The organism is Flavobacterium praedii, assembly GCF_026810365.1.
In the GTDB taxonomy this organism is placed as follows: domain Bacteria; phylum Bacteroidota; class Bacteroidia; order Flavobacteriales; family Flavobacteriaceae; genus Flavobacterium; species Flavobacterium praedii.
Window position 1 is genome coordinate 2098723 of sequence record NZ_CP113948.1, and the last position, 15735, is coordinate 2114457.

Annotated in this window: 17 protein-coding genes; 7 read left to right on the top strand and 10 right to left on the bottom strand. The window is 32.5% G+C overall.

Annotation, left to right across the window (positions count from 1 at the left end; genetic code table 11):
• Positions 1-12 precede the first annotated feature (12 nt).
• Positions 13-954, bottom strand: coding sequence for an NAD-dependent epimerase/dehydratase family protein (locus OYT91_RS08880; RefSeq protein WP_281237679.1), 942 nt, complete (start codon positions 952-954; stop codon positions 13-15).
• Positions 955-1082: 128 nt separating this feature from the next.
• Between OYT91_RS08880 and OYT91_RS08885 the strand changes: the two genes are divergently transcribed.
• The 3 genes from OYT91_RS08885 to OYT91_RS08895 are packed head-to-tail and all read left to right on the top strand — an operon-like array spanning position 1083 to position 4043.
• On the top strand, positions 1083-1796 hold the full coding sequence (locus OYT91_RS08885; RefSeq protein ID WP_281237680.1) for a glycosyltransferase family 2 protein: 714 nt from the start codon (positions 1083-1085) through the stop codon (positions 1794-1796).
• Positions 1796-2428, top strand: coding sequence for a lipid-A-disaccharide synthase N-terminal domain-containing protein (locus OYT91_RS08890; RefSeq protein WP_269222094.1), 633 nt, complete (start codon positions 1796-1798; stop codon positions 2426-2428). The genes OYT91_RS08885 and OYT91_RS08890 overlap by 1 nt, the downstream gene beginning before the upstream one ends.
• Positions 2409-4043 (top strand): ArnT family glycosyltransferase, encoded by a 1635-nt coding sequence (locus tag OYT91_RS08895; RefSeq protein ID WP_281237681.1) that lies wholly within the window; start codon positions 2409-2411, stop codon positions 4041-4043. The genes OYT91_RS08890 and OYT91_RS08895 overlap by 20 nt, the downstream gene beginning before the upstream one ends.
• A gap of 1 nt (position 4044) precedes the next feature.
• On the opposite strand, the gene OYT91_RS08900 is transcribed toward OYT91_RS08895, so the two are convergent.
• The 3 genes from OYT91_RS08900 to OYT91_RS08910 all read right to left on the bottom strand — a co-directional run bounded on the left by OYT91_RS08900 (position 4045) and on the right by OYT91_RS08910 (position 6726).
• Positions 4045-4275 carry a DUF8828 family protein gene (locus OYT91_RS08900; protein ID WP_116795862.1) on the bottom strand — a complete coding sequence of 77 codons (231 nt, stop codon included), beginning with the start codon at positions 4273-4275 and terminating at the stop codon, positions 4045-4047.
• An 89-nt stretch (positions 4276-4364) separates the two neighbouring features.
• Positions 4365-5273 (bottom strand): prohibitin family protein, encoded by a 909-nt coding sequence (locus OYT91_RS08905; protein WP_269222091.1) that lies wholly within the window; start codon positions 5271-5273, stop codon positions 4365-4367.
• 70 nt (positions 5274-5343) lie between these two features.
• Positions 5344-6726, bottom strand: coding sequence for an MATE family efflux transporter (locus OYT91_RS08910; RefSeq protein ID WP_281240375.1), 1383 nt, complete (start codon positions 6724-6726; stop codon positions 5344-5346).
• Positions 6727-6948: 222 nt separating this feature from the next.
• Here OYT91_RS08910 and OYT91_RS08915 point away from each other — a divergent pair, with 222 nt between their 5' ends.
• The 3 genes from OYT91_RS08915 (at position 6949) to OYT91_RS08925 (ending at position 9304) form a co-directional block, all read left to right on the top strand.
• Complete coding sequence (locus tag OYT91_RS08915; RefSeq protein ID WP_281237682.1) at positions 6949-7458, top strand: hypothetical protein; 510 nt, start codon at positions 6949-6951, stop codon at positions 7456-7458.
• Positions 7459-7740: 282 nt separating this feature from the next.
• A complete protein-coding gene (locus OYT91_RS08920; RefSeq protein WP_281237683.1) occupies positions 7741-8577 on the top strand; it encodes a DUF6929 family protein in 837 nt (278 codons plus the stop codon).
• A 10-nt stretch (positions 8578-8587) separates the two neighbouring features.
• Positions 8588-9304 carry a 3-ketoacyl-ACP reductase gene (locus tag OYT91_RS08925; protein ID WP_281237684.1) on the top strand — a complete coding sequence of 239 codons (717 nt, stop codon included), beginning with the start codon at positions 8588-8590 and terminating at the stop codon, positions 9302-9304.
• 141 nt (positions 9305-9445) lie between these two features.
• Here OYT91_RS08925 and mtaB read toward each other — a convergent pair whose 3' ends face one another.
• The gene (mtaB, locus tag OYT91_RS08930; protein ID WP_281237685.1) at positions 9446-10774 is read right to left on the bottom strand and encodes a tRNA (N(6)-L-threonylcarbamoyladenosine(37)-C(2))-methylthiotransferase MtaB; all 1329 of its coding nucleotides are present in this window, start codon (positions 10772-10774) and stop codon (positions 9446-9448) included.
• A gap of 522 nt (positions 10775-11296) precedes the next feature.
• On the opposite strand from mtaB, the gene OYT91_RS08935 reads away from it, so the two are divergent.
• Positions 11297-11818, top strand: coding sequence for a hypothetical protein (locus OYT91_RS08935; protein ID WP_281237686.1), 522 nt, complete (start codon positions 11297-11299; stop codon positions 11816-11818).
• A 149-nt stretch (positions 11819-11967) separates the two neighbouring features.
• Here OYT91_RS08935 and OYT91_RS08940 read toward each other — a convergent pair whose 3' ends face one another.
• The 5 genes from OYT91_RS08940 to OYT91_RS08960 form a co-directional block, all read right to left on the bottom strand.
• Positions 11968-12507 carry a GNAT family N-acetyltransferase gene (locus tag OYT91_RS08940; RefSeq protein WP_281237687.1) on the bottom strand — a complete coding sequence of 180 codons (540 nt, stop codon included), beginning with the start codon at positions 12505-12507 and terminating at the stop codon, positions 11968-11970.
• Entirely contained in the window at positions 12504-13319 is an 816-nt protein-coding gene (locus tag OYT91_RS08945; protein WP_281237688.1) for a Cof-type HAD-IIB family hydrolase, read from the bottom strand. The genes OYT91_RS08940 and OYT91_RS08945 overlap by 4 nt, the downstream gene beginning before the upstream one ends.
• An 84-nt stretch (positions 13320-13403) precedes the next feature.
• Positions 13404-13622 carry a putative signal transducing protein gene (locus OYT91_RS08950; RefSeq protein ID WP_269222083.1) on the bottom strand — a complete coding sequence of 73 codons (219 nt, stop codon included), beginning with the start codon at positions 13620-13622 and terminating at the stop codon, positions 13404-13406.
• 102 nt (positions 13623-13724) lie between these two features.
• Positions 13725-14441, bottom strand: a complete 717-nt coding sequence (locus OYT91_RS08955; protein ID WP_269222082.1) for a DEAD/DEAH box helicase — start codon at positions 14439-14441, stop codon at positions 13725-13727.
• 117 nt (positions 14442-14558) lie between these two features.
• Complete coding sequence (locus OYT91_RS08960; RefSeq protein ID WP_281237689.1) at positions 14559-15722, bottom strand: sigma-54-dependent transcriptional regulator; 1164 nt, start codon at positions 15720-15722, stop codon at positions 14559-14561.
• Positions 15723-15735 lie beyond the last annotated feature (13 nt).

Sequence of the window (15735 nt, forward strand, 5' to 3'; positions counted from 1 at the left end):
TTTTATAAATTGCTATAAAAAATTATCCTGATACCATTGCACCTGTTCTTTCAAACCTTCATACAAACTGGTTTTCGGGTTGTAACCTAATAATCTTCGAGCTTTTTCAATTACAGCTTTGGTTCTTAATTGGTCTCCAGTTCTAGCATCGACAATTTGTAAGTCTATTTTTTTATTTAAAATTTGCTCTACAATTTCAATTCCTTGTTGCGTTGTATTTTCTTCTTCGGTACCCAAATTGATGATTTCATTGTTGACCAAATCTGCTTTACCAATAACACTAACCACTCCATCAACAATATCCTGAACATAAGTAAAACTTCTCAAATGATTTTCACTTCCCTTAAACAACGGAAAAGGCACATTATTGAAAGCATTTGCAATTAGTTTTGTATATAACTTTTCTGGTCTTTCACGAGGGCCATAAACGGAATACAAACGTAATGAACAAGCCTTTAATTGCCCTAACCTACTGCTTGCCAAAATTAATTGCTCGGCTGCTAATTTAGTCACCCCATAAAATGAAGCAGGTGATGGAACCACAGTTTCATCAAAAGTAGCATGAATTCCATAAATGGATGAAGTCGCTATATTTACAAAAAGAGCTAACTCTTTATTTTTTAATGCAAAATCAAGCAAATTCTTGGTTCCAATAACATTGTTTGACAAATAATCTTCAAAACTAGAAGTAGCAGAAATTCCAGGTTGAGCAGCAAAATGAAAAATATAATCAAAATCAACTGGCAATGTTTGAAGCTGCGCTACATCCCTCAAATCGATAGTATTAATTTTAATTCCTTTTACATTCAATGCATTGGCATTCATTTGTTTCAAAGAAACGTCATAATAATCTGAAAAATTATCTAAACCAACAACTTCATGACCAAGGGAATGTAAGCGTTCTGCAGTATGAGAAGCAATGTACCCAGCGGCACCAGTAACTAATATTTTCATGTTCGAATATTTACGGTTCAAAAATAGAAATAAAAAACCCCAAATTCTAAAAGTCATCAAAAATTTTAATCCTATTTTAAGCAATTTCTTCTCAAAATGAAATACTTTTGCGTAAATTTTACCAAACTATGAGTTTTGAATTAACAATTATAATACCCGTCTATAACGAGGAAGACAATCTAAATCGTGTACATCAAGAAATGAAACAATACTTGAGTATTGCTAAAAAAAAGACAAAAATCCTATTTGTCAATGACGGTTCCAAAGACAATAGTCAATCCCTTATTGAAAATATCTGCAAAGACAACGACGAATTTACTTTTATTTCTTTTGAAAAAAATGCTGGTTTAAGCGCTGCCATTAAAGCAGGTTTTGATTACGCAGATACTACTTGGGTAGGCTACATTGATGCCGATTTACAAACAGCTCCTGAAGATTTTAATATTTTGATAGAATTTGCTGGAGAATATGATCTTGTAACTGGAGTACGTTCGAATCGAAAAGATTCTTTTACTAAAAATATGTCTTCAACTATTGCTAATGGCATTAGAAGAACTTTTACTCATGACGGAATGGATGACACTGGTTGTCCCTTAAAAATTATCCGTACAGATATGGCCAAGAGAATACCAATGTTCAACGGTTTACACCGATTTTTACCAGCCATGATTTTATTACAAAACGGCAAAATCAAACAAACACCTGTAAGACATTTCCCCAGAATAGCAGGCCTTTCAAAGTTTAATCTTTGGAATCGATTATTAGGCCCTCTACAAGATTGCTTTGCTTATTTGTGGATGAAGAAAAAATACATCAATTATAGCGTAGCAAAACAAGGTTAATGAACAACATCATCATTTATTCGATAGGTTTTATTGCTCAAATTTTGTTTTCCAGCAGAATGATTTTGCAGTGGATTATTTCTGAAAAAAACAAAAAAGTTTTGACGCCCGTTTTATTTTGGGAAATCAGTTTGTTTGCATCCTTTTTACTGTTTGTTTATGGCTATTTTAGACACGATTTCTCAATCATGCTTGGACAAACGATTACCTACTATATTTACATTCGAAACATACAATTGCAAAATGATTGGAAAAAATTGCACGTACTAATAAGATGGTTTGTACTACTTTTTCCCTTTTTCATAATTGGTTACGGTTACAATAACAATGTCTATGATTTAGACAACCTATTGCGAAACGAAGCGATTCCTAAATGGTTGCTTTGGACAGGTATAATTGGGCAAGTTCTATTTACATTGCGTTTTGTATACCAATGGATTTATTCTGAAAAAAAGAAAGATTCTGTTTTGCCTTTAGGATTCTGGATTATTAGTTTGAGTGGATCACTTATCATATTTATTTATGCCATAATCAGAAAAGATCCCGTATTATTAGCTGGTCATGCTTTGGGCTTAGTCATTTATACTAGAAATATAATAATTATAAAAAAAGATGTCAAAATTAATTCATAATTATACTTTTTGGCTTTTCATAGTAGCCTGTCTAATGCTTTTTTCACATTTAGATGTTATAGAAGTTAATATCATGGAAGCCAGAAATTTCATTACTGCAAGAGAAATGGCAAACAATAACCATTGGATATTGACAACAATTAATGATATGCCACGATATGAAAAACCACCATTACCAACATGGTTAACAGCCATTTCTGGAATTATTTTTGGTTTTGATTGTCTTTTCGGCATGCGTTTACCAGTTGTATTCATTACCTTATTATTGGTTTTTGGCACTTTTAAACTTTCCGAAAAATTAGGTTTATCAAAAAAACAAAGCTTTCATAACGGACTTATTCTTATAACCTCTTTTTATATTTATTTTGCTGGAAGAGACAACCAATGGGATATGTACACTCATAGTTTCATGATGATTTGTATTTTGTTTTTATGGGAAGTATTGAATGAACAAAAGAAACTACTTTTCAATGCAATCATGGCCGGATTATTTTTCGGTTTCTCTTTTTTAAGCAAAGGACCTATTTCAGTTTATGCTTTATTATTGCCTTTCTTAATTGCTTATGGATTTACATATAAATTTCAATTAAAGAACAAAAAACTATATTTAATACTTGTAGTGGTTTTAGGTATAATTATCGGTTTATCATGGCCACTATACGTAAAATGGGCTGATCCAGCAACCTATTTAAAAGTCACCAAAATAGAAAGCAGCCGATGGGGAAATTACAATACTAGACCATTTTATTACTATTGGAGCTTTTTTACTCAAAGTGGTATTTGGACAGTACCAGCATTTATTGCCTTACTATATCCGTACTTGAAAAACAAAGTAAGTAATTTAAAAGCCTATCAATTTACGTTGATTTGGACATTAGCTTCTGTAGTATTATTGTCAATAGTACCCGAAAAAAAATCAAGATACTTGTTGCCAGTTTTGATTCCGATGGCTTTAAACACTGGATTCTATATTGAATACTTGATAAATAATTTTAAAAATATTAGTTTAAAAAAAGAAAAAGGAATTATTTATTTTGCTTTTGGCCTTATTGGAATCATTTGTATTGTTATTCCAGTTGGTATTTTTGTTAAAGTAAAAAATGATATCGCAGGATTCGAAATTTGGTTCCTTGGATTAACTTTATCATTGTTTGGTATTGGATATGTTCTTTTTACAAACCTTAGAAACAAAAACTTTGTAAAAGTGTTTTATGCCGTAATTGCAGTTCAAGTTGCAGTAGTGGTATTCGGAATACCTTTTACAAAACTCATTTTAAAGAATCCTGATTACGCTAGTGCAAAAGCAATTAGAGATTCGGAAAAAAGTTTGGCTGTTAAAACGTATGAATTAAATTCATTTACTCCTGAAATAATTTGGGATTATGGATACAGCATGCCCATTCTTTTAAATAATGAAACCAACAAACTAAATTTACCTTTAGAAAATAAATTTGGCTTATTGGTTACAGATATTGACAGTATCAATTCGATTAAAGAATTGAAAAACTATACTTTGAATAAAGTTTCAAATATTGATTTGAATCATATTCCAAAAGATTCTAAAAAACACAACATTCGATTGACTAGAACTTATTATATCGTTTCAAAGAAATAAATTATTCTTTCTCGTATCGTTCCATTTCACGATCATAAAATTCATTGGCTAAAACGATAAGACCTTCCATTTCAGCATTCAATTCGGCTTCGTCTAGGTCTTCTGCTTCTTCCATAAATTCAACTTCATCATCTTTTAGGTTGATGATAAATCTTGGATAATCCAAGTGAATGATGAAGATGTCATCTGGAAAATCGGTATTGTCCCCCAGTAAAAATTTTGGTAATTCCATGTTTAAAAATTTAGATATTAGAAAATAGAGAATAGAATTAAGAAAAACAGAAAACTTTTAAAAGTCTATTCTCTATAAGTCATTTTAATTTATTTATCAGACAAAATAACCGGTGCGCTTCCTTTTCCATTCATAAAAATAATTTTAGTGTTTGGAGACGCAGCCAATTCTTTTTGGGCTTTAATTTGTTCGTATTGCAATTGTTTGTCTGTTAATCCCAAAGAGATTATTCGTTGATAATCGGCAATACCTTGTGCTTCCACACGTTTACGTTCGGCTTCTTGTTTTTCTTTTTGAAGTACGAAGGTCATTTTTTGTGCATCTTGTTCGGCATTGATTTTACTTTCTATCGATTTTTTAACCGAAATAGGAAGATCAATATTTCGAATTAATAATTGTTCCAAAACCAAACCTCTCGTTTTAAAATCTGCTTCAATATTTTTGAAAATACGATCTTGAAATTCGTTTCTTTTTGTCGAATACAAAGCTACTGCATCATAAAAAACTGCGTTGTCTCTAATACGGGTTCTCGTAATTGGTCGCACAATTTTATCTGTGTAATCAACTCCAATATTTTTATAAATCTTTGGAGCATCTATTGGTACTACACGATACAAAACGGTCAAATCAATAACTACTTCCAGTCCATCATTAGACAAAACCCGAATAGCATCATCGCCTTCTTGCGCACCCTCACCATGAACGGCAGACATAGTATAGTTTTGTGTTTGAATATCAAACTCTGTGATATCCAAAAGTGGATTTATAACATGCAAACCACTTTCCAATACTCCTGATTCAACACTTCCGTAAAGCGACTTTACCCCTACTTTACCAGCGTCAATTTGTTTAAACATAGAAGAAAAAACACCCAAGGCGATAAGAATAAAACCTACAACTCTTAATATGCCAGCGAATTTAGAAAACGGATTTGCATTATGGCTTAAAGTAAATCCAAGAATTAATAAAATTATTCCAAGAATAATAAATAGTATCATTTTTTAGTTTTTTAATTGGTACAGTGATTATACGTTAAAACCAATTATAAGTTACATTCTTACAAGTACTTTATTTTTCAGAATTTTCCAAGACCAACTTTTTAGTCAATCGAGCAAACCGAATGTACAAAAACAAAGCAGCCGCTGTTAAACCAGCCAAAAGTCCAATCCAAACTCCAACAGCTTTTAATTCTGTATATTTTCCTAAATAAAAAGAAATTGGAAAACCAATAACCCAATAAGCAACAAAAGTAATGTACATTGGAACTTTCACATCTTGCAGACCTCTCAAAGCTCCCAAAACCACAACTTGAATTCCATCTGAAATTTGAAAAATAGCAGCAATTAGTAATAATTTTGAGGTAATTAAAATTATTTCATGATTATCTATCGCTTGTGTTGAATCAGACATATTTAAAAAGAAGTGTGGCAAATAATTATGAAAAACAACAAAAATAAATGCAAAAAACGATTCCAATATTATAGCCAATAAAAAAATAGAACGCGCTACAATAATTAAATTTTTAAAATCACCGGCACCTTTAGAATGACTCACACGAATCATTGCTGTAACACTCAATCCCATTGCTACCATAAAGGTTGAAGAAGCAAGTATTAACGCTATTTGATTGGCCGCTTGACTATTTTTTCCTAATGTTCCAGAAAGCCAAATAGCTGCTGTAAACAATGTCACCTCAAACAACATTTGCATAGCTGAAGGAAAACCAAGTCCAATAATCTTTTTTACAATTGACTTTTTTATTTCTTTAAAAGTAAAATTTTTAAAAAACTTTTTCATCACTGTATTGTGCTTCATTAGATAATGCATAAAAACCACCATCATAATTCTTGAGATAACAGTTCCAAGTGCAGCACCCGTAACTCCTAATTTTGGGAAAATCCAGAAACCATAAATCAATACATAATTAAAAAAAACATGTACAACGTTAGCCAGAATAATAGAATACATCGAATATTTTGTCAAAGATAAACCATCGGCAAATTGTTTATACCCTTGATACATCACCACAGGAATTAAAGAAAAAGCAACCCAATCAATATATGGTGCTGCAAGTGCAACAACTGCGGGAGGTTGATCCATAAAATACATTAATTGTTTGGACAAAACCGTAACTATAAACAAAGAAACACCAAGAATTGTGCATAATAATAAACCATGATGAAAAGTAGTTCTAATTTTTTTATCGTTTTGCTCAGCATCAGCCTCAGCAGTCAATGGTGTTATAGCTGTAGAAAAACCAATTCCTATTGACATCGCCAAAAAAATAAAACTATTCCCTAATGAAACGGCAGCCAACTCAGTTGATCCCAAATTCCCAACCATATAATTATCTACAATTCCTATCATTGTATGGCCAAGCATCCCTAGAATTACAGGGTAGGCCAGTTTAATATTATAAGAGAATTCTTGAGTATATCGGGAAAGATTCATTTTGTATTTATTAAGTCGGCAAAGATAAATAGAAGCTTTCAATTGTATCGATACTATTAAAAATATAACACCCATTTTTTAGATTTTTTTTCCGTAAATGAAGTAATTCTGTAAATGTCCTTTATAATTCTATAACATATCAACCATACTCGAACGGTACATTTGCACTGTTGCTCTGAAACAAATAAACAGAACAATAAAAAATTAAACAAAATTTCAATTATGAAAACTACAATGAAAATTAAAGTGTTATTTGTATTCGCAATAGCATTATTATTTGCAAACAATTCTCAAGCCCAAGAAACAAAAAACTTCGACAAAGGATTCCGTTTAGGAATTGGTCTTAACGGAGGACTTCCAACAAACAACGATTTTTATAACTGGTCATTGGGTGGTGATGTTCGCCTACAATATGATTTAACTCCAAAAGCATCTCTAACGCTTACAACGGGTTTTACGAACTTATTTATTGATCAAAATGTCAAAGATTTAGGCTTCATTCCTGCCAAAATTGGATTCAAAGCTTTCATTTGGGAAGACCAATTTTACGTTTTAGGTGAAGTAGGTGGAGGTTTTGCCGTAACCAACGGTTATGATCAAAACACTTATATTTGGTCACCTGGAATTGGATATGCCAATAAAAATATTGACGTAAGTTTACGTTATGAAGGCTATACTGACTATGATACCAATCAAATAGCATTGCGTGTGGCCTATGGCTTCAAATTATAAAAATAAAATTTCTTCGAAAAAATGTCCTGAATTTCAGGGCATTTTTTTTGTTTTAATGTTTCAAAATAGAGCTTCCCCTTTTCCTTTCCCAACAAAATAGATTACTTTTGAAGGAGCTTAATCCAGCTGTTCGTTTCAACCTTTTTCAAGAACTGCTTTTTTCTAAGTCCTAGAAGTAGCTTCCTCTGGTCGCTCTGCTAGAACAAGAAAAAATAGCTGTTCTTTTCAAAAGGATTTCCACTACCATCTGGGCTAGGGCTGTCATTTTCAAAACAACTTTTAATGGAAAAATTCACACTCGAAATCCTATTTCACATCATCGGAATTGGTTCTGCTTCCGGACTCATCTACAAAGACAACACGCTTTTTATCATTGGCGACAACAGCGGATTTTTATACGAATATAATATCGAGTCCAAAAACCTACAACGTCAGGAAATCATAGAAAAGGCCAAAGAAAATATCACAAAAAGTGAAAAACCCGATTTTGAAGCCATCACCCATTTTGGAGACAATCTCTATGTTTTTGGTTCCGGATCTACCGAAAAAAGAAACAAAATGATTCAAATCAATACGCTGGAAAAAGAAATTTCGACCAATGATCTCACCGATTTATATGGTGTGATGCAAAGTTTTGGCGAAATAAAACCCGAGGATTTCAATATTGAAGGTGCAATTTACACTGGAGAAGAATGGTATTTATTCAATCGTGGCAACGGAAAATCAGCCAAAAATGTACTATTTACTGTCCAAGGCAAAAACTTGGTCAACGAGTTCAATATGCTTTCCAACAATTACAAACTACCCAAAATAAAAGGAGTCCGTAGCAGTTTCACCGATGCAGTAGTACTCGACGATAAAATTTACTTTTTATCAACTGCCGAAAACACAAATTCTACTTACAACGATGGAGAAATACTAGGAAGTTTTATTGGCTGTATTGACACCAAAACCATGAAAATCGATTTTACTAAAAAAATTAGTGACACCCACAAATTTGAAGGGCTAACCGTTTATCAAAATTCCGCCGATACAATTGAGTTCTTACTTTGTGAAGATAACGATACAGAAGCATTAGAAGCAAATATTTATAAACTGACATTTAATAAAAAACATTAAAACACAAATAATGAAAAACTTAAAAAACAAAACCGCACTTATTACAGGAGCTGGTAAAGGAATTGGTAAAGCTGTAGCCATTGCTTTGGCCAAAGAAGGTGTAAATGTAATTTTATTGGCACGAACACAATCAGACATTGATGAAGTAGCCAAAGAAGTAAAGGCGCTAGGAGTAAAATCACTTGCTCTTACCGCTGATGTTGCCGATATCAACTCGGTAAATTCTGCTGTAGAAAAAGCCTTAGCCGAATTCAAATCGATTGATATTTTAATCAACAACGCCGGAATTGCCGCTTTTGGTAATTTTTTGGAATTGGAACCAGCAGCTTGGGAACGCATCATTCAAGTAAACTTAATGGGAACCTATTATGTGACTCGTGCCGTTTTACCAAATATGATTGAAAAACAAACAGGTGACATTATCAATATTTCTTCAACTGCGGGATTAAACGGAAATGCACTTACTAGTGCTTATAGTGCTTCTAAGTTTGCCGTTTTAGGATTGACAGACTCGCTAATGCAGGAAGTTCGCAAACACAACATACGAGTTACAGCATTAACTCCAAGTACCGTAGCAACTGATTTAGCAAAAGAATTAAACCTCACAGATGGTAATCCGGAAAAAGTAATGCAACCCGAAGACATAGCGGAGTTAATCATTGCCCAGCTCAAATTAAACCGACGCGTGTTTATTAAAAACAGCAGTATTTGGTCAACAAATCCTTAAATAATTTCAGACCTATAAGTCATCTGAGTTTTTTAACCATTAAGAGATTAAGAAAAATAAGCATAGAGCTTACTAAATCTTAATCTCTTAATGGTTTTATTTTAGCATTTTATTAAATGCCTTTATGTTTAATAATTGATTTTAAACCTCAACATTCAAAAATTCCATTCGAACGCTTCCGTCTTCATCAATTTTTGTCAAATTGATATCGTGCAAAGTGTTTACTAATTCAGGATTCCAAGGTGTTTTTACTTTTACGTAATTCTCCGTAAACCCGTGAATGTATCCTTCTTTGTTTTCACTTTCAAAAAGTACGGTTCTATTCGTTCCCAACTGACTTTCATAAAATGCACGACGCTTTTTAACCGATAATCCGCGTAGCATTTTACTGCGTTTGGCTCTAACATTACCAGGAACAACGCCTTCCATGGTTACAGCTTCGGTATTATCTCTTTCTGAATACGTAAAAACGTGCAAATACGAAATATCCATTTCATTCAGGAAATGGTAGGTTTCCAAGAAATGCTCGTCGGTTTCACCCGGAAATCCCACAATCACATCTACACCTATACAAGCGTGTGGCATGACTTCCCGAATTTTGTTCACTCTTTCGGTATAGACTTCGCGCAAATAGCGACGTTTCATCAATTTCAAAATGTCATTACTTCCGGATTGCAGCGGAATATGAAAATGAGGCACAAAAGTCCTGCTTTTCGATACAAACTCTATTGTTTCATTCTTCAATAAATTTGGCTCAATCGATGAAATACGCAATCTTTCAATTCCTTCTACATCATCTAAAGCCTGAACCAATTCCAGAAAAGTATGTTCGTGTTTTTTATTCCCAAACTCTCCTTTTCCATAATCACCAATATTCACTCCGGTAAGAACTATCTCTTTGATGTTTTGCTTTGAAATTTCGTAGGCATTCTTCAAAACATTTTCTAACGCATCACTTCGAGAAATTCCACGAGCCAAGGGTATGGTACAATAGGTACATTTATAATCACAGCCGTCTTGCACTTTCAAAAAAGCACGAGTTCTATCTCCAATGGAATAACTGCCAACATAAAAATCGGCTTCGGCAATCTCGCAAGAATGCACTTCTCCAAAATCATTCTTCGATAAATCATTGATATAATCGGCTAGTTTAAATTTTTCGGTAGCCCCCAAAACCAAATCAACTCCATCAACATCTGCCAATTCTTCTGGTTTTAACTGAGCATAACACCCTACTGCTGCAACAAATGCCTTATCATTCAATTTCATCGCTTTGCGTACGACTTGCTTGAATTGTTTATCTGCATTTTCTGTAACCGAACAGGTATTAATCACGTACATATCGGCAACTTCCTCAAAATCAACACGATCAAAACCTTCATCTTGCAAATTACGAGCTATCGTTGATGTTTCCGAAAAATTCAGTTTGCAACCAAGCGTGTAAAAAGCAACTTTTTTTCTATTTTCCATATTTTAACTTAAACTAATGAAATCGTTGTCAAAAAATTTAAGGTTGCAAATTTACGAACAAAAATCTATACTATAAAGCCGATGATTATTTATATTTAACGCATTTTCAGCAACTGAGTAAAATTGAGTGCATTTTTATTTTCTTTACATAAAAAACGATTAACTCTAATTGAAAATATTTTTCTTTAGAGGGTTTTGTTCTTATTTAATTAAGTATTAATTTCACAACTCCAAAAACAATTAACGATACTTAGCTTTAGTATATACCAAATAAAACTACCCTTTATCGTTATGAAAAATTAAAAGATAATTATTCCAAAAATATTTCAATAAGAACGAAATATTAAATGATTTTATCTGTTTAATACAATAGCGTTAATTCCGTCACAAAAGAATTCGCTATGGGTTTCTTATTTACAAGAGATCAAACTTTTAAAAAAACTATTTTAAAAACTATAAATGGGATTACCGAAAACCATAAAGAGTAGGTCAATTAAATAATATAATAACAAATAAAAAAAAATGAAATCATTCTGCCTCACAATCTCCCTACTATTTATTACACTTTGCTCACAAGCACAAAATGCACCAACAATACCAACTAAAAATCCTTTCCCAACGATTGTTACATTAACTAATTGGGCTAGCTATAATTCTCAAGAAAAATTCAATCTAGACATCAGAAGTCTTGGTTTTAAATTTGAAGAAAAATCAGTTGAGGCTGCTTCTACTTCATTCACTTATATCAGAAAAGTTTCGGTAGACAACATCAATTATACGGATAGAATTGTATATCGAATTGCAAATGATAATTCTGCAAGCATTATTTCATTGGTAACTGCTTCTACCGATTTGGTTTCTCTTTACACGCCACAATTAGCAGGATATAAAACTGGTAAATGTGACAATGAAATGTCAAAAGACAAAAAAACGACTTGTACTTGTTATGATAATGGCAAATTTACCATTGACGTTTGTGATGAAAGAGTAAAATTGACCATGGGTGACGGAAATAATTATTTCATTTCGGTGGCAAAAAAATAATATTTAAAATTTTCATTAAAAAAATGCGTCTCTTTCCAAATAAAGAGACGCATTTTTTTAGGAAACAAAAGTAGAAACTACAAATTCGGATTTCGCATTTCATATTAAGTTACTATTTGTTTTTTATTGGAATATGGTATCGCCATTCTTCATTCAAATTTACGGTTTGGAATCATGGCGATTTCATACCAAACTTCTTCTTCTCCATCATATTCAAAGGAATTCACATAATGCATTCCAAGTTTTTCGAGAATATGTCTAGAATTTACATTTCCAGCATCTGCATAAGCATACAGCTTTTCTACTTTCAATTCATTAAAAGCAAAATCAACAAATGCCAATCCTGCTTCAGTAGCATATCCTTTTCCCCAATGCTTTTGAATAAAACGATACCCAATCTCATAAAAATTTTGATGCTTGTTTATGGTCTGTTTTATTAATTTAATTCCGGACCAACCTAAAAACTCATCCGTATCTTTTAGAATAACTGCCCAACGTCCTATTCCGTTGTCTGCATATTGCTGTCTAATATTCTCAATATAAGCACGACTTTCATCTATATGTTTAACTGGTTTATTCCCAAGAAAACGATGTACTTCGGGATTTGAATCCAATTCGAACATTCCTACCTCATCGGTTAGTTGCAGTTCTCTTAAAATAAGCCTTTTGGTTTCTATAAAGGTTTTCATTGCTTCAAAATATATCGCTTAATCACCTCGGCAACACCATGATTATTATTAGATGCCACTATAACATCTGCTTTGTGCCTCAATTCTGGAGTTACATTATCAACCCAAACCCCCAAACCTGCATATTCAATCATAGTTAAATCGTTACCAGCATTTCCAACAGCAATAATTTCAGTTTGATGAATGTTTAATTTTTCAGCTAATTTTTTCAAACTATACGCTTTGTCAATTCCGTGTTGTGCTACTTCTAGAAAAAATGGTTTTGACATGGATACACTCAAATGTGGCATAGCCAGTTTCAAATCGGCTTCAACCGTTTTGAGGTAAGAAGGTTCTTCTAATAAAATACATTTAACTGCATTAGTTTGTACTGTTTCCTTAAAACTAACCACTTTATTATGTGGCAAACCTGTAATGTGTTTTTCAACATCAATGTATTCCGAATCGGTTTCACTTACAATGGCATCATTAATATAAGTGATAATATGTGTTTTACTTTTCAAACTGTAATCATACAATTCGTGAATTTGTTCTTTCGTCAAGGTTTGTTCAAAAAGAATTTTATCTTCCTTCAGATCGGTAATTACGGCACCATTATAAGAAAGCATAAATGAATTATAGAAATCCATTTTTAATTCTTTGGCATAAGAAGTCATCGCCGAAGTTGGTCGGCCAGAAGCCAAAACCACATAAACCCCCATCTCTTGGGCTTTAAAAATCATTTCAACATTCTCATCAGATATAGTGTGTTCGTCTGTCAAGAGCGTATCATCCATATCTAAAACAATCATTTTGTATTGTGCTTCTTTCATTATAAAAATATTACATTATAAAAAAACCTTGACACTAAACAAGCGGCAAGGTTTTTCAAAAAAATTAAAATCAACTTACTTTAACTAGATACTTAACCTAAATTCCTCTATAACTGGATTAGCTTTTGCAAAATCAGTTTCTTGAATAAACACTTCAACTGCTGAGTCTAAGTTTGGAAAACCAGACATTCTAGCCGATTGAATGTTATTTTTAATTTCAGTTTCCACTCCTGCAGCCTCAATTTTCTCTTGTAAAGCCAGAGCCAAAATTTCACTTCCCGAAAATACTTTCATTAATCCCATGATTCTTTTATTTTTTAAATTATTTTTAACTCAAACCATTAAACTAAAAAGCGTTTAAATCTTGTCTGTTTTCTGAATTCTGCTTCTCAATTTCCCTCAACTCTATTCTTCCTCATCACCATCAATTTCTTCCTCTTCTTCTTCAAAATCATCAATATCATCGTTGTCTATTTCTTCATCAAGGTCTTCCTCATCTTCGTCATATTCTTCATCAAAATCAAACACATACGGTTCTAATAGCATTTTGTCAGCCAAAATTTCAATTCTTTCGGTCATTTGATCCGTAAAAATAATGCGCTGTGTTTTGGCAATACTGTTTGAAATTCGCATGATTTTTGTTTCGTGACGTAATTTCAAAATAGGATCTGCGTCATCAAGAATAAACATTCTCAATCGGTTTACATTATACCCTGCTGTGGTAAACATATCGCTTAATTTATTGGGAGTCCCAATGAGGACATCTATTCCGGTTGAAATATAATTTTTATCATATTCCATATCTCCTTTATCGTGAACACCGTAAACTCTAAGATTGGTAAATCTTCCGAATTTTTCAAAAAGTTCTTCCATTTCAAGTACTTTGGCTTTGTCTTCAACAATAATCAAAGCTCTAGGTGATTCTTCCCCTTCACAAACCAGTTGCTGGATCACATTTATTACAATAGTTGTAGATTTCCCAGAACCAGGAGCAGAAATAATAATTGCATCAGAACCACTTTTAATAGTCGAAAAAGTTTCTTTTTGCATGGCATTAGCCTCTGTTAATCCACAATCTATAAGGGCTTCTTGTAATACTTGATTTATTTTTTTTAGTTTCATCTTATTTAAATTGAAAAAATAAAAAAGGAATAAAGTAATTTACAAACCAATTCACTTTTAAAAATTCCTGCTCTTTTTATTCTTTATATTTTTATTTTTTTTAGCTTTTTCTCTTTATTATTTACTGGCAAAGACTCGTACATCATTTTCAGAAATTTCATTTCCACCAAGTATTATCAATCGTTCAATCACATTTCTTAATTCTCGAATATTTCCAGTCCAATCATATTCTTGTAATAAAACGATAGCTTTTTTAGAAAAATTTTTCACCGTATTCCCGTGTTCCTCAGCAATTTTGCTAGCAAAGTGTTCAATCAATGCAGGAATATCAGTTCGTCTATCATTCAACGATGGCACATTAATCAAAATAACCGCTAATCTATGATATAAATCTTCACGGAAACGACCTTCGGCTATTTCTATTTTTAAATTTTTGTTGGTTGCTGCAATAACACGAACATCTATTTTAATATCGGAATCAGCACCAACTCTGGTAATTACATTTTCTTGTAACGCTCTCAATACTTTGGCCTGTGCAGACAAACTCATATCGCCAATTTCATCTAAAAAAATAGTCCCTTTATTCGCTATTTCGAATTTCCCAGCACGATCTTTAACAGCTGATGTAAAAGCACCTTTGACATGTCCAAAAAGTTCACTCTCAATTAACTCACTTGGAATAGCAGCACAATTCACTTCGATCATAGGAGCACCAGATCGATCACTTTTTTCATGTAATTGATGAGCAACTAATTCTTTACCCGTACCATTAGGCCCAGTAATTAAAACTCTTGCATCCGTTTTTGCTACTTTATCAATCATCACTTTTACTAGATTGATAGCATCGCTTTCGCCAATTATTTGATATTTTTTATTGACTTTTTTCTTTAAAATTTTATTCTCAACTACTAATTTTTTTCTGTCTAATGCATTCCGAACCGTGTTTAATAATCTATTCAAATCAGGTGGTTTCGAAATATAATCGAATGCACCCATTCTCATTGTGTTGATAGCGGTCTCCATATCTCCATGTCCCGAAATCATTACAATAGGAATTTCGGTATCAAACTTTTTTACAGCTTCAAGTAATTCAACACCATCCATTCTTGGCATTTTTATATCGCATAACACTAAATCATAGTCGTTTTCTTTGATTTTTTCAAGTCCTATAACGCCATCCTCAGCTTCATCAACTTCATACGATTCATTTTCTTCTCTAAGTATTTTAATCAATACTCTTCTTATTGAATCTTCATCCTCGATAATTAGAATTTTACTCATATTTTAATATTAA